This window comes from Pectobacterium atrosepticum (assembly GCF_000740965.1).
Lineage (GTDB): Bacteria > Pseudomonadota > Gammaproteobacteria > Enterobacterales > Enterobacteriaceae > Pectobacterium > Pectobacterium atrosepticum.
In genome coordinates this window covers 1,917,012-1,934,770 of record NZ_CP009125.1, presented here as the reverse complement: position 1 = coordinate 1,934,770, position 17,759 = coordinate 1,917,012, and the positions used below count along the sequence as shown (strand labels likewise).

General features: G+C 52.4%; 17 protein-coding genes and 1 riboswitch. Of the genes, 7 read left to right on the top strand and 10 right to left on the bottom strand.

The genetic code is table 11. From position 1 onward, the window contains the following. Positions 1 to 2 precede the first annotated feature (2 nt). The 4 genes from moaD to moaA all read right to left on the bottom strand — a co-directional run bounded on the left by moaD (position 3) and on the right by moaA (position 2,300). Entirely contained in the window at positions 3 to 248 is a 246-nt protein-coding gene (moaD, locus tag GZ59_RS08405) for a molybdopterin synthase sulfur carrier subunit (RefSeq protein ID WP_011094348.1), read from the bottom strand. After that, positions 245 to 739: a cyclic pyranopterin monophosphate synthase MoaC gene (gene moaC, locus GZ59_RS08400; protein WP_011094349.1), complete on the bottom strand. Its 495-nt coding sequence runs from the start codon at positions 737 to 739 to the stop codon at positions 245 to 247. The genes moaD and moaC overlap by 4 nt, the downstream gene beginning before the upstream one ends. An 18-nt stretch (positions 740 to 757) precedes the next feature. Then, positions 758 to 1,276 carry a molybdenum cofactor biosynthesis protein B gene (gene moaB / locus GZ59_RS08395; RefSeq protein WP_011094350.1) on the bottom strand — a complete coding sequence of 173 codons (519 nt, stop codon included), beginning with the start codon at positions 1,274 to 1,276 and terminating at the stop codon, positions 758 to 760. Between the two features lie 34 nt (positions 1,277 to 1,310). Further along, positions 1,311 to 2,300, bottom strand: a complete 990-nt coding sequence (moaA, locus tag GZ59_RS08390; protein WP_011094351.1) for a GTP 3',8-cyclase MoaA — start codon at positions 2,298 to 2,300, stop codon at positions 1,311 to 1,313. Beyond that, positions 2,288 to 2,436, bottom strand: a riboswitch (molybdenum cofactor riboswitch). Its footprint overlaps the gene before it by 13 nt. A gap of 411 nt (positions 2,437 to 2,847) precedes the next feature. Between moaA and yvcK the strand changes: the two genes are divergently transcribed. After that, a complete protein-coding gene (yvcK, locus tag GZ59_RS08385; RefSeq protein WP_039291179.1) occupies positions 2,848 to 3,759 on the top strand; it encodes a uridine diphosphate-N-acetylglucosamine-binding protein YvcK in 912 nt (303 codons plus the stop codon). On the opposite strand, the gene GZ59_RS08380 is transcribed toward yvcK, so the two are convergent. The 6 genes from GZ59_RS08380 to bioB form a co-directional block, all read right to left on the bottom strand. Continuing rightward, a complete protein-coding gene (locus GZ59_RS08380) occupies positions 3,756 to 4,187 on the bottom strand; it encodes a VOC family protein (protein WP_039291177.1) in 432 nt (143 codons plus the stop codon). The genes yvcK and GZ59_RS08380 overlap by 4 nt on opposite strands. A gap of 62 nt (positions 4,188 to 4,249) precedes the next feature. Continuing rightward, positions 4,250 to 6,262: an excinuclease ABC subunit UvrB gene (gene uvrB / locus GZ59_RS08375; RefSeq protein ID WP_039291176.1), complete on the bottom strand. Its 2,013-nt coding sequence runs from the start codon at positions 6,260 to 6,262 to the stop codon at positions 4,250 to 4,252. 1,074 nt (positions 6,263 to 7,336) lie between these two features. Further along, a complete protein-coding gene (gene bioD, locus GZ59_RS08370) occupies positions 7,337 to 8,017 on the bottom strand; it encodes a dethiobiotin synthase (RefSeq protein ID WP_011094356.1) in 681 nt (226 codons plus the stop codon). Further along, on the bottom strand, positions 8,010 to 8,771 hold the full coding sequence (gene bioC / locus GZ59_RS08365) for a malonyl-ACP O-methyltransferase BioC (protein ID WP_011094357.1): 762 nt from the start codon (positions 8,769 to 8,771) through the stop codon (positions 8,010 to 8,012). Before bioC ends, bioD begins: the two co-directional genes overlap by 8 nt. After that, positions 8,752 to 9,909, bottom strand: a complete 1,158-nt coding sequence (gene bioF, locus GZ59_RS08360) for an 8-amino-7-oxononanoate synthase (protein ID WP_011094358.1) — start codon at positions 9,907 to 9,909, stop codon at positions 8,752 to 8,754. The genes bioC and bioF overlap by 20 nt, the downstream gene beginning before the upstream one ends. 39 nt (positions 9,910 to 9,948) lie before the next feature. Next, the gene (gene bioB / locus GZ59_RS08355; RefSeq protein WP_011094359.1) at positions 9,949 to 10,986 is read right to left on the bottom strand and encodes a biotin synthase BioB; all 1,038 of its coding nucleotides are present in this window, start codon (positions 10,984 to 10,986) and stop codon (positions 9,949 to 9,951) included. A gap of 95 nt (positions 10,987 to 11,081) precedes the next feature. Here bioB and bioA point away from each other — a divergent pair, with 95 nt between their 5' ends. The 6 genes from bioA (at position 11,082) to GZ59_RS08325 (ending at position 17,741) form a co-directional block, all read left to right on the top strand. Next, positions 11,082 to 12,386, top strand: a complete 1,305-nt coding sequence (gene bioA / locus GZ59_RS08350; protein ID WP_011094360.1) for an adenosylmethionine--8-amino-7-oxononanoate transaminase — start codon at positions 11,082 to 11,084, stop codon at positions 12,384 to 12,386. 276 nt (positions 12,387 to 12,662) lie between these two features. Next, positions 12,663 to 13,457 carry a GH12 family glycosyl hydrolase domain-containing protein gene (locus GZ59_RS08345; RefSeq protein ID WP_011094361.1) on the top strand — a complete coding sequence of 265 codons (795 nt, stop codon included), beginning with the start codon at positions 12,663 to 12,665 and terminating at the stop codon, positions 13,455 to 13,457. Positions 13,458 to 13,667: 210 nt separating this feature from the next. Then, on the top strand, positions 13,668 to 14,075 hold the full coding sequence (locus tag GZ59_RS08340) for a CidA/LrgA family protein (protein WP_039291174.1): 408 nt from the start codon (positions 13,668 to 13,670) through the stop codon (positions 14,073 to 14,075). Continuing rightward, positions 14,075 to 14,770, top strand: a complete 696-nt coding sequence (locus GZ59_RS08335) for a CidB/LrgB family autolysis modulator (RefSeq protein WP_011094363.1) — start codon at positions 14,075 to 14,077, stop codon at positions 14,768 to 14,770. Before GZ59_RS08340 ends, GZ59_RS08335 begins: the two co-directional genes overlap by 1 nt. Before the next feature lie 173 nt (positions 14,771 to 14,943). Then, entirely contained in the window at positions 14,944 to 15,834 is an 891-nt protein-coding gene (gene cdd, locus GZ59_RS08330; protein WP_011094364.1) for a cytidine deaminase, read from the top strand. 209 nt (positions 15,835 to 16,043) lie between these two features. After that, positions 16,044 to 17,741 (top strand): NAD-dependent malic enzyme, encoded by a 1,698-nt coding sequence (locus tag GZ59_RS08325; protein ID WP_011094365.1) that lies wholly within the window; start codon positions 16,044 to 16,046, stop codon positions 17,739 to 17,741. The last annotated feature ends 18 nt before the right edge of the window (positions 17,742 to 17,759 follow it).

The window sequence follows — 17,759 nt, the reverse complement described above, 5'->3', positions numbered from 1 at the left end:
GATCAACCTCCCGTTACCGGTGGGAAAAAGGCGACTTCATCACCGTCCTGTAGCGGGTGCGTCAACTCAACCAGCGACTGATTTACTGCTGCCAACAATTTGCCGGCTTCCAATGCTAATTCCCAACGAGCACCACGTTGGCACAACGCCTGTCGAACCTCCTCTACGGTGGCATAATCAGCGGGCAGCGACAGGCTGTCTGTTTCGATCAATTCACGCACCTGCGCAAAAAACAGAATCTTAATCATGATCCCTCCGCCGTAAAATCCCCAGATTTTCCGCCGCTCTTCGCCAACAGGCGCACCGGGCCAATCACCATATCTTTCTGCACGGCCTTGCACATGTCATAGATGGTCAGCGCGGCAACGGAAGCCGCCGTCAGCGCTTCCATCTCCACGCCCGTTTTCCCCGTCAGTCGACAAACGGATTCGATACGAACCCGATTGTGCTCCGGCTGCGCTTCCAGCTCGACAGCGACTTTGCTCAGTAATAGCGGATGACAGAGCGGAATCAGTTCCCAAGTACGTTTCGCAGCCTGAATTCCGGCGATACGCGCGGTGGCGAACACATCGCCTTTATGGTGGCTACCGGCAATAATCATGGCCAGCGTCTGCGGGGCCATTTCAACGAAGGCTTCCGCGCGGGCTTCACGCACGGTCTCCGCTTTGGCAGAAACATCCACCATTGCGGCTTCGCCAGCGGCGTTTATGTGGGTCAATTGTGGCTTAGATGATGACATAGTGAATAAGGCTTATCGTTAAGAGGATTTCTTTAAGTGCGGGTAAAAATTGCACGGTTTCTGACGCGCATCCAGCTGTTCCTGAATGATACGTTCCCACGCCGTTCGACAAGCGCGCGTCGAACCCGGCATGGCGAAAATCACCGTCTGATTAGCCAGACCGGCAAGCGCACGGGATTGCAGCGTCGCTGTGCCAATATCTTCATATGACACCATGCGAAACAGTTCGCCGAAGCCTTCAATTTCCCGATCGAACAAGACGCCAATGGCTTCCGGCACCACATCCCCTGCCGTAAAGCCCGTGCCACCGTTAATCAAAATACCCTGTACTTCATCGCTGGCAATCCACGCCGAGATCTGTGCCCGAATCTGGTACAGGTTCTCTTTCACGATAGCGCTGGCGACAATACGATGCCCTGCGGACTGTGCCGCTTCGCGCAGATAGTCGCCGGAGGTATCGTCTTCCGCAGTACGGCGTTCGGAAACGGTCAGTACTGCTAGATTGAGAGAAACGAATTCGCTGCTGACTTTGCTCATGTCAGGTTCCTTTAAGAATCAGTGATATCGCGGATTAACCGCCGATAAATGACAGATTTTGCGTTATGCCGCTATTGCCTTCATGCAGGAAGTGCGTCTGCTTCTTCGTCGACAACCCGCCCGAGATACGCATTTTCAAATCATTGAGATGACGATCGTCAGCCAGCAAATCGCGCAGTGGAATGCCCTGCTCGCCAAAGAGACACAGATGCAGGTTACCGATAGCAGACACACGAAGACGGTTACAGCTCAGGCAAAAATCTTTCTCATACGGCATGATCAGCCCGATTTCGCCCTCGTAGTCTGGATGGCAGAATACCTGAGCAGGGCCGTCGCTGCGTGCACGTTGCTGCTGTTGCCACCCTTGCTGCAATAGCTGCTGGCGAATCACCTCGCCGGAAACGTGGTGACGGCGGAACAGCTCGCCCCCCTCTCCCGTTTCCATCAGTTCAATAAAGCGGAGTTGAATCGGTCGGTGTTTAATCCAGTCGAGAAAGGTTTGCAGGCTGCCTGCGTTCACATCACGCATCAGCACGGTGTTGACCTTAACCTTGGCAAAACCGCAGTCAAATGCCGCATCGATACCGTCCATCACTTGGCGGAATTTATCCTGTCCGGTAATCGCATGAAACTGGCGAGCATCAAGGCTGTCGACGCTAACATTCAGTGCTGTTAGTCCGGCATCACGCCATTGAGCCACGTCACGTGCCAGACGGTAACCGTTGGTGGTGACCGCCAGCGTACGAATAGCTGGGTTTTCACGGATCGCAGCAATGATATCGACGAAGTCACGACGCAGAGACGGTTCGCCGCCGGTAAGACGGACTTTTTCCGTCCCCAATTCAGCAAAAGCGCGGCTGACGCGACGAATCTCATCGAGTGATAAAAAGCGATGTGGATTGGTGCCATTGGCTTGATAACCATCCGGCAGGCAGTAGGTACAGCGAAAATTGCAGACGTCTGTGATAGACAGACGCAAATAGTAAAACTTGCGCGCAAACGCATCAGTCAGTTGACTCACCATAAACACCTTTCCAAATACGGGAGATGCAGGCATTTCTACCTCGCACCCTGGTGACCGCGAAGGCCACGGCCAAGGCGCCGTATCACGCGCAATAAGCGCATCACTTAGGCACCAAGGCTAGGAGTTTGATTCTCATCGGGTATCCGTCAGACAACGGCAGGATAACCAGTAAAGAACCGTGATTTCATTGAGCAGTTTACTGCGAAAAAGCACCGCTAACCACTCTCAAAATCGATATATAAGATAATATATAGCGAATTTTCAATATCTTATACTGCACAGCATACGGGAAAATGTGCGGCAGAAATTGTCTCAGGTCATGCCAGTGTGAGGATTTTTCGCGTTTTAAGGTGAAATCAGCTACCTTAGCGGCGATTGTTATACCCTAAATAATTCGAGTTTCAGGAAGGCGGCAAGGGAAGGACCCCCGATGAGCTTACTCAGGTAAGTGATTCGGGTGAGTGAACGCAGCCAACGCACATGCAACTTGAAGTATGACGGGTATACACGCTATTCATATTCCTCTGGCTTATTCATAAGGTTCTCTATGCGCAATCGCACGTTGGCCGACCTCGACAGGGTTGTCGCGTTAGGAGGCGGACACGGTTTAGGTCGTGTCATGTCTTCGCTATCTTCCTTGGGTTCACGGCTAACCGGCATTGTCACGACCACGGATAACGGCGGTTCTACCGGCCGCATCCGCCGCTCCGAAGGTGGCCTTGCCTGGGGCGATACGCGCAACTGTCTGAACCAACTGATCACCACACCCAGCGTAGCCTCTGCGATGTTTGAATACCGGTTTAACGGTAACGGCGAGCTTGCCGGGCATAATCTGGGTAACCTGATGCTAAAAGCGCTCGATCACCTGAGCGTGCGCCCGCTGGAAGCCATCAATCTGATTCGCAATTTGCTCAAAGTGGACGCCTTTTTAATTCCGATGTCCGAGCATCCTGTCGATTTAATGGCGATTGATGAGCAGGGTAACCCCGTTTATGGCGAAGTCGAGATCGATCAGTTGGCGGCTCTACCGCAAGATTTGATGCTGTATCCAACCGTACCGGCAACACGTGAGGCCATCGATGCCATCGCTAAAGCCGATCTGATTTTGATTGGCCCCGGCAGTTTCCTGACCAGCCTGATGCCGTTGCTGCTGCTGGAAGACCTGACACAGGCGCTCCGCCGCACGCCCGCTCCCATGGTGTACATCGGCAATCTGGGCAATGAACAAAGCAACCCAGCAGCCCGCCTGACGCTGGCAGAAAAATTGTTCTGGATTGAACGCAAAGTGGGGAAACCGGTTATTGATGCAGCAATCGTCGGCCCAAAAGTTGATGTCAGCCAGATCGGTAACCGTCTGGTCGTACAGCAGCCGCTGGCCGCGGAGGATGAGCCACATCACCACGACCGTCAGTTACTGCGTCAGGCTATCGATCGTGCACTACAGCTACTAGGTTCTTAATCCCGCAGCCACGGCGTATAAGTCACGCCAATCAGAATCCCTTCGGGGCTCAGGAAACGCGTTACTTGCTGGCCCCAAGGTTCAAGACGATTTTCGACCAGCAGCGCATAACCCTGTACTTTCAGCGCCTCTGTCGCTTCCGCCATATCAGCCACTTCAAACTCCAGCCAGCTTTGCGGTTCAGGAAGATCCGCAGGCCAATTTCCCTGCCCAAAACAGGATTCACTGGCGTGTGACAGTGGCCACAAGGCAAAATGCTTCACGCCATCCATCACATCGCTCACCAGATAGTCGCTCCCTTCCGCAACAGGTTTTAGCGGTAACTTCAACGTATCCACATAAAGTGCATAGCTGGCAGGAAGTGATGTCACGATAGGGCCAAAGCCCGCGACAAACAGCACATCCACGCCCGGTATAGAAGGGGTCATCATGATTCCTTATCAGAGTGCCGCATCGCTATGATGCCGCGATAACTACAATTCTGCGATAACTACGATATCGCGATAAATTGCGCGCGTAATACCTGTACCTCATCGCGCAGGGAAGCCGCCTCTTCAAATTCAAGGTTCTGCGCATGTGTCAGCATCTTACTTTCCAACTCGCGAATTTTCAGTTCCAGCGCCTTCGGCGTCATAAGTTCATAACGCGCTGCCGGTTCTGCCGCTTTACGATTACCTCGCCCTTTGCCTTTGTTCGCAGACTGTCCGAGTTGCAAAATATCGGAAATCTTCTTATTGATCCCCTGCGGCACAATCCCGTGTTCAGTGTTGTAGGCTTCCTGCTTCTCGCGGCGGCGTTCCGTTTCGCTAATCGCTTTCGCCATCGACGCCGTAATCCTGTCGCCGTAAAGAATGGCCTTGCCGCGCAGGTTACGCGCCGCGCGGCCAATCGTCTGGATTAGGGAACGTTCGGATCGCAAAAAGCCCTCTTTGTCGGCATCCAGAATCGCCACCAGCGACACTTCAGGCATATCCAGCCCTTCACGCAGCAAGTTGATGCCCACCAGCACGTCAAATTCACCCAGGCGCAAATCACGGATGATTTCCACACGCTCGACGGTATCAATATCCGAGTGCAGATAACGTACCCGCTCGCCGTGTTCTTGCAGATATTCCGTCAGATCTTCCGCCATCCGCTTGGTCAACGTCGTCACCAGCACACGTTCGTTAATCGCTGCACGCAGGCGAATCTCGGAAAGCAGGTCATCCACTTGTGTCCCGACAGGCCGTACTTCAATGATCGGATCGAGCAATCCAGTGGGACGGACCACCTGATCGATAACGTCACCGCCCGATTTTTCCAGTTCATAGTGACTCGGCGTCGCAGACACATAGATCGTCTGCGGGGCCAGCGCTTCAAATTCTTCAAATTTCATCGGCCGGTTATCCAGCGCGGAAGGCAGCCGGAAACCGTATTCGACCAGCGTCTCTTTACGCGCACGGTCGCCGCGATACATACCGCCGATCTGGGGCACAGTGACGTGAGATTCATCAATGACCAGTAGCCCATCAGCAGGAAGATAGTCAAACAGTGTCGGTGGCGGTTCACCGGGGCCACGTCCAGAGAGATAGCGTGAGTAGTTTTCGATGCCGGAGCAGTACCCCAGTTCGTTCATCATCTCCAGATCAAACTGCGTGCGCTGGCTCAGTCGCTGCTCCTCCACCAGCTTATCGTTCGCCAGTAGTACCTTCTTGCGATCGGCCAATTCAACTTTGATGTCTTCCATCGCCTGCAAAATACGCTCACGCGGCGTCACATAGTGCGTTTTCGGGTAGATGGTATAGCGCGGCACCGTTTGGAGGACATGCCCCGTCAGCGGGTCAAACAGCGACAGGCGTTCCACTTCTTCATCGAACAATTCAACGCGCAGTGCGATTTCGTCAGACTCCGCAGGGAAGATATCGATCACCTCGCCCCGCACGCGAAACGTACCGCGCTGAAATGCCTGATCGTTGCGGGCATATTGCAATTCAGCCAAACGACGTAAAATGGCACGCTGGTCGATCAGCATCCCCTGCGTCAGGTGCAGCATCATTTTCAGATAGAGATCGGGATCGCCCAGACCATAGATAGCGGACACCGAAGCCACGACGATCACATCACGCCGCTCCAGCAGCGCTTTTGTCGCGGAAAGACGCATCTGCTCGATATGTTCGTTAACAGACGCGTCTTTCTCGATAAAGGTATCCGAGCTCGGAACGTAGGCCTCAGGCTGATAATAGTCGTAGTACGAGACGAAGTACTCCACGGCATTCTCGGGGAAGAATTCTTTCATTTCGCCGTACAGTTGAGCTGCCAGCGTTTTATTCGGTGCCAGCATCATCGTCGGCCGATTGAGATCGGCAATCACGTTGGCTATCGTGAACGTCTTACCTGAGCCTGTTACCCCGAGCAGCGTTTGGTGCGCCAACCCGTCCTCCAGACCTTCCTTTAAACGACGAATGGCCTCAGGCTGATCGCCTGCCGGTTTAAAGTCGGAATTCAGTGTGAATGCTTTACTCATCGTTAAACACGCTACTTATCGTTATTACTCATCGCTAAATACGATGTTCGTGGGTGGACGCACAGAGGCAGGTAAAAGACATAGACTGACGATTTTCGTCACAGGTTGCGTCGTCACAGACACAACCCATCGTACAAACAAGCATCGCCCTACAACGTTAAACACGCGATGCTTTATTCTGAGTGCCAATGGCGAAATTTGCCACCATCATGATACTGGATATAAAAACAGCATCAAGAAAATTATCGCTGAATTGGATGATTAATCGACAAATGAATTTGCTAGCACATTCATATTCAATCTACCAGATAAAACCATCATGATTTATCCCCAGATTTGGTAAAAATGTAACATGCAGGGATAACCAGCGAGGTTAATTTATGCAACTACGCACCGTTGATGTTCAAGACACTTGATTTTATTTAAGTGAATGATAATAAATAGATTAACAAAACCGTGGAGAATAGCGCCAACCTGGCGAAAACCCGCGCCAGCTCTCGGCTAGGACACGTTGTCTATCTATAATGCACATAGTTATCCACAGAAATGGTGGATAACTCCCACAACCCCGCATCAGCACTGAGTTAGAGAAATACCCGCTTCATTGGCGATTCCCCCTGATATGGATTTTCTTCACACTCTTTCTGTGATTTATCGCATAAGTATTAGACGGAAAAAGACTAAAAACAGCTGAGGACTAAAATGCCACAATTCAGTTATGGCGGGGTGTTAGAGGAAAACTCAAGAAGGTTTTATCTATTAATTTTGATAAAAATGCAGACTTTATACTCATGAAAGAAATGTTGGTAAAAAACAACAAAAATCGTTGCGATTAGTAAACGCAGGTGATGGCTTACCAACAATCCTCATCAGCATAATGGTGGCGCAGTATCCCTGTAGGCCGACCCTCATTTCATTGATCTGATTTGAGAGGTCTTAATGACTTCAATTACTCCGCTATACTCCAAATAATTCGAGTTGCAGGAAGGCGGCAAGAGAGGGAATCCCGATGAGCTTACTCAGGTAAGTGATTCGGGTGAGTAAACGCAGCCAACGCACATGCAGCTTGAAGTATTATGGGTATAATAACCCAATATCAATATACTGCCCCAGATTATGCTGAGGAAGATCCGATAAATAAGGAATTTCACCCAGCATCGGCGCAGGCAAGCGCTGTCGCAGCGTTTGCAGATACGGCTGGTGCCATTTCCCTGGCGGGATGACGTCATTAGCGATCCAGCCGCCAAGATGCAAGCCAGCGTGCTGAATAGCATGGGCGGTGAGCATCGCATGATTGATACATCCCAGTTTGATACCAACCACCAAAATCACGGGAAGCTGTTCCTGTACCACCCAATCGGCAAACGTGTCCTGCTCCGACAGCGGCGTAAACCACCCGCCAGCCCCTTCGACCAGCACCCAATCAGCCTGAGTTTCTACTGCCCGTAGCCCTTCTGACAGCGTCGAGAGATGAATAGGTCGCTGCTCCACCGCACTGATAATATGCGGTGAAGTCGGTTCCATAAACGCCAGTGGGTTAATCATCTGATAATCAAGGTGGACGCTGCTATTGGCCTGAAGCGCCAGCGCATCGCTGTTGCGAATGCCGTCAACCGTCATCTCACAGCCGGACGCCACAGGCTTATAGCCTGCGGTACGGTATCCCGCCTGACAAGCGGCCTGGAGTATTGCCGTGCTGGCGACCGTTTTCCCGACTTCGGTATCCGTGCCCGTTATAAACCAGCGTTCAATCACGATAAATCACTCCATAAACCAGTTGGTAGCTGAGCGGGTAGCCGCCCTGTTCTTGTGGATAGCAAGCAGATAGTGCCGCCAGACGTGCCCGACTCAATAGCCCTGGCGTACGTCCTTCATGTAGCCACGTCGCGCCAATCCCCTTCAGCGATTTCATCAACGCCAGCACATCGGGAAAAAGACACACTTCACGTTCCTGTAGCAGATGATGACGATAAGGCTGGCAGGCCGCATCGATAACTGAGTGCGGCAAAAAGCGATTCGTCCGCTGCGTACCGTCGAGCCGTTGCCACGCCTGCGACAGTTCGCTTAAGGAGCCGTCCGCTAACGTCGCAAACGCAATAACGCCCCCCGGCCGCGTGATCCGATACAGCTCTCCCAGCGCGCGTGGCAGTGAATCACACCACTGCACTGCCAGATTGCTGTAGCAGATGTCCACGCAGCTATCCGCCAGCGGCAGATTTTCGATATCCCCTTCCAAATAACGATCTGCAGCATGCTGCTCACGGGCATACGCCAGCATTTCCGCCGACAAATCCAGTGCAGTTACATTTCGACCAGCCTGACGCCAGTAACGGCTAAAGTGTCCTGTCCCGCAGCCCGCATCCAACACCTGTAAACCACTATGCGCAGGCATCAGCGCCAGCAAACGTTCTCCGCTGGTGCGTTGCAATTCAGCAAAGCGGTCATAGCACCCCGCCGCACGCCCAAACGCCTGCGCAATCGCCTGCTTGTTATAGTTTTCTGTCAGCATGATGCAATACCGTAAGCAAGCGATTGATATCTTCCGGTTGATGTTCCGCCGTCAGTGTAATCCGCAGACGTGCACTGCCGGGCGGCACCGTCGGTGGCCGCATCGCACTCACCCACACGCCCTGCTCACGCAGATGGTTCATCAACGCCAGCGCTCGCGCGTTCTCGCCAACAATCAGCGGCTGAATCGCGCTCTGCGAATTCATCAGTTGATATGACGAGTTCGAAAAACCCGCGCGAAACAGCGCTATGTTACGTCGTAGCGCATCACGCCGCGCACCGCCCTGCCGGACACAGTTAACCGCCGCGCTCAGCGCACAGGCCTGCGCCGCCGGCATTGAGGTGCTGTAAATCAAATGACGGGCGAATTGCAGGAAGTATTCGGCCAGCGGTTCGGTGCATAGCACTGCCGCGCCGCTGACGCCAAACGCCTTGCCGAACGTGACAATCAGCAGTTCTGGCTTGATATCCTGCTGCCAGCAACTCCCGCGCCCTTCATCGCCCAACACGCCAATCCCGTGTGCATCGTCCACCATCAACCAGGCATCGTGCGCCCTGCACTGTGCCTGCAACGCAGGCAACGGTGCAGTATCGCCATCCATGCTGAAAACGCCTTCGGTCACCACTAGCGTCTGGCCATCTGTCGGTTTCTCCAGCAGCGCTTGCAGACTATCCGCCTGATTGTGTTTAAAGCGCCGCAGCGTCGCCGGTGACTGTGCGGCAGCTTCCAGCAGTGAAGCATGGCTGAGTTTATCGGCAAAAATCCGATCTTCCGCCTGTGCCAGCGCAGCCACCACAGCCTGATTCGCGGCATAGCCGGAAATAAACAGCAGCGCACGCGGGTAACCCAGCCAATCGGCAAGCTGGTTTTCCAACGAGGCATGCGCATCGGTATATCCCGTCACATGCCCGGAACCCCCACTGCCGATACCGTATTGCTCTGCGCCCTGCTGCCAGGCACGCACAATCTCGGGATGATGGCTCAGCCCCAGATAATCGTTGCTGGAAAAATTCAGGTAGCAACGATCGCCTTGTATCAGCCAGCGTCCGCTCCCCCCCTGATTACTCTGCCGTACGCGGTAGGCATCATCATGCTGACGCTGTACCAACGCAGCTTCAATACGTTGCTGCCAGCTCATGATTGCGCACGCCCCATGCAGCCGTTTGCGTACAGGGCGCTATACTGCAGCATTATAAAATTGCTCGCTATCAGCATTAATCAGTTGTTCTGCCAAGCGCTGCTGCTGTTGGTTGTCGCCAAATTCGGTCCCTGTTTGCTGAGGATTCAGACCTAACTTGAGGAACAGCGCCAGATCTTTATCTTCTTTCGGGTTTGGCGTCGTTAAGAGTTTGCAACCGTAGAAAATGGAGTTCGCGCCAGCCATAAAACACATTGCCTGCGTTTGTTCACTCATCTGCTCGCGTCCGGCGGACAGGCGCACATAAGAGGCCGGCATCATGATACGCGCTACGGCAATGGTACGAATGAAATCAAACGGATCGACGTCCTCATTATCCGCCAATGGTGTCCCTTTCACCTTGACCAACATGTTGATCGGCACGCTTTCCGGCGGCGTCGGCAAATTAGCCAACTGCACCAGCAGCCCGGCGCGATCGCGCACGGTTTCACCCAGCCCAACAATGCCGCCGGAACAGACTTTAATGCCCGCACCGCGCACTTTATCCAGCGTATCCAGACGCTCCTGATAGGTACGGGTAGTGATAATGCTGCCGTAAAACTCTGGCGAGGTGTCGAGGTTATGGTTATAGAAATCCAGCCCGGCAGAGGCCAAACGCTCAGCCTGATCGTGGTGTAGCATCCCCAGCGTCATACAGGTTTCCATCCCCATCGCTTTGACGCCTTGCACCATCTGTTCCAGATAAGGCATGTCACGCTCGTGCGGATTTTTCCACGCTGCGCCCATACAAAAGCGCGTCGACCCAGCGGCTTTCGCCTGACGGGCGGAATCCAGCACTTGTTCGACCTGCATCAAGCGCTCGGTATCAATCCCCGTCCGATAGCGGGAGCTCTGTGGGCAATATTTGCAGTCTTCAGGGCAGGAGCCGGTTTTAATAGACAGTAACGTGCTCACCTGCACCTGACGGGGATCAAAATGCTGACGGTGGATCTGCTGTGCTTCAAACATCAGTTCCAGGAAAGGTTTATTAAATAAGTCTTGCGCTTGCTCAAGCGTCCAGTAAATGCGGTCAGCCATCTCGGCATCTCCAAACTAAAAACGTTTCGTCAGTGTAAATTAACCCGATATACTGTCAACCAAATAGAATCCATTTTGGTTTACGAAAGATCATCATGAGCCCGGAAGACATTACTTTTGACCAGCGCCATATTTGGCATCCCTACACCTCGATGACCAAACCACTGCCCTGCTATCCGGTCATAGCAGCCAGCGGCGTCGAGCTACAACTGGATGACGGACGTCGCTTGATTGACGGAATGTCATCATGGTGGGCGGCGATTCACGGTTACAATCATCCGGCGATCAATCAGGCGGTGCAGAGCCAACTCAGCCAGATGTCGCACGTAATGTTTGGCGGAATCACCCATCCGGCAGCGGTTGCGCTGTGTCGTCAACTGGTAAACATCACGCCGGATGCGCTGGAATGCGTTTTTCTGGCGGATTCAGGATCGGTGGCAGTCGAAGTGGCGATGAAAATGGCGCTGCAATATTGTCAGGCGCGCGGTGAAACCCGACAACGCTTTCTCACCCTGCGTCACGGCTATCACGGTGACACCTTCGGTGCGATGTCCGTATGCGATCCACAGAATTCGATGCATAGCCTGTATCAGGGTTACCTGCCGACTCACCTATTTGTCGATGCGCCACCCTGTGCTGCTATCAACGAAAGCGGTTTTACCGACGAGTGGCAGGAAACCAATATCGCGCCATTGCAGGCGATGCTGTCGGCGCATGCTCACGAGGTCGCTGCTGTGATACTGGAACCTATCGTACAGGGTGCTGGCGGGATGCGTTTTTATCATCCAACCTACCTACGCCGAGTACGGGAACTGTGCGATCAATGGGGGATCTTGCTGATTGCCGATGAGATCGCCACCGGATTTGGTCGCACTGGCAAGCTGTTTGCGTGCGAGCATGCGGGAATTTCGCCGGATATTATGTGTTTGGGAAAAGCGCTTACTGGCGGCTATATGACACTCTCAGCCACGCTGACCACCCGAACGGTGGCTGAAACCATTAGTAACGGTGCAGCAGGCTGTTTTATGCACGGCCCTACATTTATGGGTAACCCGCTAGCCTGTGCAGCAGCCAATGCCAGCCTGTCCTTGCTGGCAGATAACCGCTGGCAGCAGCAAGTGCAAAATATTGAGCGGCAGTTGCGAGAAGCGCTGCAACCCTGTGCGGATTCCCCACTGGTGGCGAACGTCCGTGTGTTGGGCGCTATCGGCGTAGTGGAAACACATCGTCCGGTCAATATGGCGCGGCTACAGCGTTTCTTTGTCGAGCGCGGCGTCTGGATTCGACCATTTGGTCGACTCATTTATCTGATGCCGCCGTTTATCATTCAACCTGATGAACTGCGTAAGCTGACGGATGCGGTTTGTGCGGCCATCCATAACGCACAGTTATTTGAATAATCGTTAACCCAAGGCGCACGCTCCTGTGCGCCTCAAAACCATGGCTCTTGATTTTATTTCGTATTATCGATATTCATTACCGTTCTTATAATTATTTCATGAATAAGATTTTCATTTCATTCATGACGTATGAACTGAATTATGCTGATATAGAATAAAACAATAACAATTGTTAAGTACACCACATTTTATATTTAATCAGACATGCACACTGACTGAATACGTGCTAGATTTCAGAGTGAAAAACCCCAAGCATATATTAAAAGGAGATTTATTATGCTTACAGTGAATAAGAATCCACAGCGTATTTTCCGTACGTTATTCCCCGTATTATTTTCTGCCTTGTTACTCTCGCCCCTAACCGTTTCTGCGGTCAGTTCATCCAAAGACGCAGACAAACTCTATTTTGAGAATAATAAATATTACGTATTCAATAACGTCTGGGGGAAAGATGAAGTAAAAGGATGGCAGCAAACGGTTTTCTATAATAGTCCCACCAGCATGGGGTGGAACTGGCACTGGCCAAGCAGCAGCTCCAGCGTTAAAGGTTATCCCTCATTGGTGAGCGGCTGGCACTGGACTGCGGGTTATACTGAAAATAGTGGATTGCCGATAAAGTTATCCAGTAATAAAAGTATTACCAGTAATGTCACTTATTCCATCAAATCTACCGGCACGTATAATGCAGCTTATGACATATGGTTCCACACCACCGATAAAGCCAATTGGGATTCCACGCCTACCGATGAATTAATGATCTGGCTAAATAATACCAATGCAGGCCCTGCCGGTGATTATATTGAAACAGTTTTCCTTGGCGGCAGTAGCTGGAATGTATTCAAAGGTTGGATCAATGCGGGTAATGGCAAGGGCTGGAATGTCTTTTCCTTCGTACGCACTTCCAATACCAACAATGCATCACTCAATATTCGCCATTTCACCAACTATCTGGTAGGAACCAAGAAGTGGATGAGCAATACAAAATATATCAGTAGCGTTCAGTTTGGCACCGAGATCTTTGGCGGTGATGGACAGATTGACATCACCAAGTGGAACGTAGACGTAAAATAACGCGTCGACATTCTTCCGGTTCAACCCCCAATCCAGACTGACGCGGGGTTGAACCGAATTTATCTCACCCGTTTCTCGTTTCATTTTCAGCCTGAACTGGGTATCGCTCATCCTTCAGGCCGACTCACCTTCCTTAACAAAATTCGTGATCTGTGGCACGTAAATTCCATTAGCGTTATGATAATCCCCTCTGCTAATCAGGAATTTCCCATGCGTAATACGTTCATCGTTTGCTGGCAGTATTTACGCGCTTTCGCATTGATTTATCTCTGCCTGCTGGCAGGCAATGCGGTATCCGCGTTACTTCCGTTCACTATCCCCGGCAGTATCATCGGCATGCTGGTCTTGTTCACACTCCTCGCCTCGCAGATTCTGCCCGCGCAGTGGGTAAAACCGGGCTGCTATCTCCTTATTCGTCACATGGCGCTACTGTTCGTTCCCATCGGCGTCGGCGTTATGAATTATTACGATCTGGTCAATCAGCAGTTTGGCCCCATTGTGGTTTCCTGTCTGATCAGCACCTTTATTGTCATGTTGGTTGTGGGTTTCAGTACCCAGATTATGCAGCGTGAGCGAGCCATGGCTGGCGATCGCACGCCGCCGAAGGATAATGAATAATGTTCAGCTATTTGTGGTGGTCGCTGCCCCTTACTCTGCTGGTCTTTTTCGCCGCACGTAAACTGGCCGTACTGACCAAGCTTTCCCTGTTGAACCCGCTACTGGTGTCGATGGCGATTATTATTCCACTGCTGCTGGTGTTGAAGATTCCCTACGAGCACTATTTTCAAGGCAGCAAAGTGCTTAACGACCTGTTGCAACCAGCTGTGGTCGCGCTGGCGTTCCCACTATATGAACAGCTACACCAAATTCGCGCGCGCTGGAAGTCGATCATCAGCGTGTGCTTCATCGGTAGCCTGACGGCGATTATCTCCGGCACGCTGGTGGCACTGTGGATGGGCGCATCGCCAGAAATCGCCGCCTCAGTGCTGCCAAAATCTGTCACTACCCCCATTGCGATGGCCGTCGCTGGCGCCATCGGCGGTATTCCGGCGATCAGCGCCGTCTGCGTGATTTTTGTCGGCATCCTCGGTGCTGTATTAGGCCACAGCCTGTTCAACGGTGTAGGAATCAAAACCAAAGCTGCACGTGGGCTATCGATGGGCACCGCCTCACACGCACTCGGCACGGCGCGCAGCGCAGAGGTCGATTATCAGGAAGGCGCGTTCAGTTCACTGGCACTGGTTATATGTGGGATCATCACGTCGCTGATTGCTCCGTTAGTGTTCCCCGTACTCTTGCACTTTGCTGGCTGAAGCCTGAGGGGAACGATGCGTACCCACATCGTTCCCGCTATAAAATTGAGATACATCTCGCATTTAGTAGTTAATTTGCATTCATTTCATTCAATAAAGAGATTCCGATCACAATTTATTGCTACTCTGCTACCTAACATGACGTCATTGACGGGTAAAAAGAGTAAGCCGACATGCATACACGATTTGAAAACGCCTTCCAGCAATTATCTGCCAGTCTGCAAGACGCGCTCGGCCCATTGATCGATAAACCGGATTTCGCCGCCATGCTAACCGCTGACGAGGTGAATGCGGTCTGCGAAGCCAGCCAGCTAGACGTCGATGCGTTAGCCTTTGCGCTATTGCCCCTGGCTGCCGCCTGCGCGCAAGCCTCTATCTCAAATTTTCAGGTTGGTGCCATTGCGCAAGGGCTCAGCGGCAATTTCTACTTTGGTGCCAATATGGAGTTTACCGCCGTTCAGCTTCAGCAAACGGTGCATGCAGAACAGAGCGCCGTCAGCCATGCCTGGCTGCGTAATGAGCGTGGATTGCGGGCCGTGACCGTGAACTACACGCCATGCGGCCACTGTCGCCAATTTATGAATGAATTGCGCAATGCCGCGTCGCTGCGTATTCAACTGCCGGGCCGCCAGCCAGCCGTACTCAGTCACTATCTGCCGGATGCCTTTGGCCCCGTCGATTTGCAAATCGATACGCTGCTGATGGATGACATCAACCACGGCGCGACCTTGCAGAATGTGAATGCGCTCACGCGTCAGGCGCTGGATGCTGCCAACCGTAGCCACGCCCCCTACAGCAAAGCCATTAGCGGTATTGCGCTGGAAACGGCGAGCGGCAACATCTATACCGGACGCTACGCAGAAAATGCAGCATTCAACCCCAGTCTCCCACCTTTGCAGGCCGCATTGAATCTGATGAACCTTGCAGGCGAAGATCCGAGCACCATTAAGTACGCAGCTGTCGTTGAACGCCGTAATGCGGTGGTCAGCCACTGGGCAATCTCACAAATTATGTTGGCCGAGCTGGGTTGCACCGACGTTGAACACCACTTTATTGAGGAATAACAGCAGAGATAGGCGCAAAATTTAAGCGGCGTGCGGGTGAAAAAAGAGAGGTGAATCGATAAAGCCTGTATTTCAGCTAAGATGCAAGCCATCTGTAACTATTTAAATTAACATTTTCTGTACATATTCTCTGGGTAATTTAAGATCCTCAGCAGTTTTTCATCGACAACACCTGAGTGTCTTTTCTGTTACCCGAAGAGTAAAAAGTCATGGAATTAGAATACGAAAGCAAACGTCCTCTCTACATCCCCTATGCTGGTCCGATCTTGCTCGAATTTCCCCTGCTGAATAAAGGCAGCGCGTTTACTGAAGAAGAACGCGCTGATTTTAACCTTGCAGGCCTGCTGCCAGAAGCCGTTGAAACTATCGAAGAACAGGCAGAACGCGCTTGGCGCCAGTATCAGGAATTCAAACACGATATTGAAAAACACGTATACCTGCGCAACATTCAGGATACCAACGAGACGCTGTTCTACCGCCTGCTGGACGGTCACCTCAATGAGATGATGCCTATCATCTACACCCCGACCGTTGGCGAAGCCTGTGAACACTTCTCCGATATCTATCGTCGCGCCCGTGGCCTGTTTATCTCCTACCCTAACCGCGCAAATATCGACGATATGCTGCAAAACGCCACCAAGCAGAACGTGAAAGTCATCGTTGTCACCGACGGTGAACGAATTCTCGGTCTGGGCGATCAGGGTATCGGCGGTATGGGGATTCCGATCGGTAAGCTGGCGCTGTACACCGCCTGTGGCGGCATCAGCCCAGCCTACACCCTGCCAGTCGTTCTGGATGTAGGTACCAACAATCCGCAGCGTCTGAACGATCCGCTGTATATGGGCTGGCGTCATCCGCGCATCACCGACGACGAATACTATGCATTCGTTGACGAGTTCATTCAGGCCGTGAAGCGCCGTTGGCCGAACGTGCTGTTGCAGTTTGAAGACTTCGCGCAGAAAAACGCCACACCGCTGCTGAATCGCTATCGTGATGAAATCTGTAGCTTCAACGATGACATTCAGGGCACCGCAGCCGTCGCTATCGGTAGCCTGATTGCCGCCAGCCGTGCAGCAGGTACGCAGTTACGCGATCAGACCGTTGCCTTCTTGGGTGCAGGTTCCGCAGGCTGTGGTATCGCTGAGCAAATCATCGCACAGATGAAGTCAGAAGGGCTGAGCGAAGAAGAAGCACGCGCACGCGTCTTCATGGTTGACCGTTTCGGTCTGCTGACAGACAAACTGCCGAACCTGCTCGATTTCCAGAGCAAACTGGTGCAGAAAAGTGAACTGCTGGCTGATTGGGATTGTAACAGCGACGCGATTTCACTGCTGGAAGTGGTACGCAATGCCAAGCCGACCATCATGATCGGTGTATCCGGCCAGCCTGGTCTGTTCACGGAAGAAATCATCCGTGAAATGTACAAACACTGCGCTCGTCCTATCGTGATGCCACTGTCTAACCCGACATCTCGCGTGGAAGCGCGTCCAGAAGATATCATTCGCTGGACAGAAGGCTCCGCGCTGGTAGCGACCGGTAGCCCGTTCTCTCCGGTTCACTATCAGGATAAAGTCTTCCCTATCGCGCAGTGCAACAACTCCTACATTTTCCCAGGTATCGGGTTAGGTGTACTGGCGTCAGGAGCCAACCGTATCACTGACGGTATGTTGATGGCCGCCAGCCGCGCTCTGGCTGACTGCTCGCCGCTGGCGAATAACGGTGAAGGCGCTCTGCTACCGGACCTGTCCGATATCCAGCAGGTGTCCAAGCGTATTGCACTGGACGTGGGTAAAGCCGCACAGCTGCAAGGTGTGGCCGTCGTAACCTCTGCCGATGCATTGCAGAAGGCGATTGACCATAACTTCTGGCAACCACAGTACCGCAGCTATAAACGTACTTCGTTCTAAGGGCTAGCGCTCTTACTG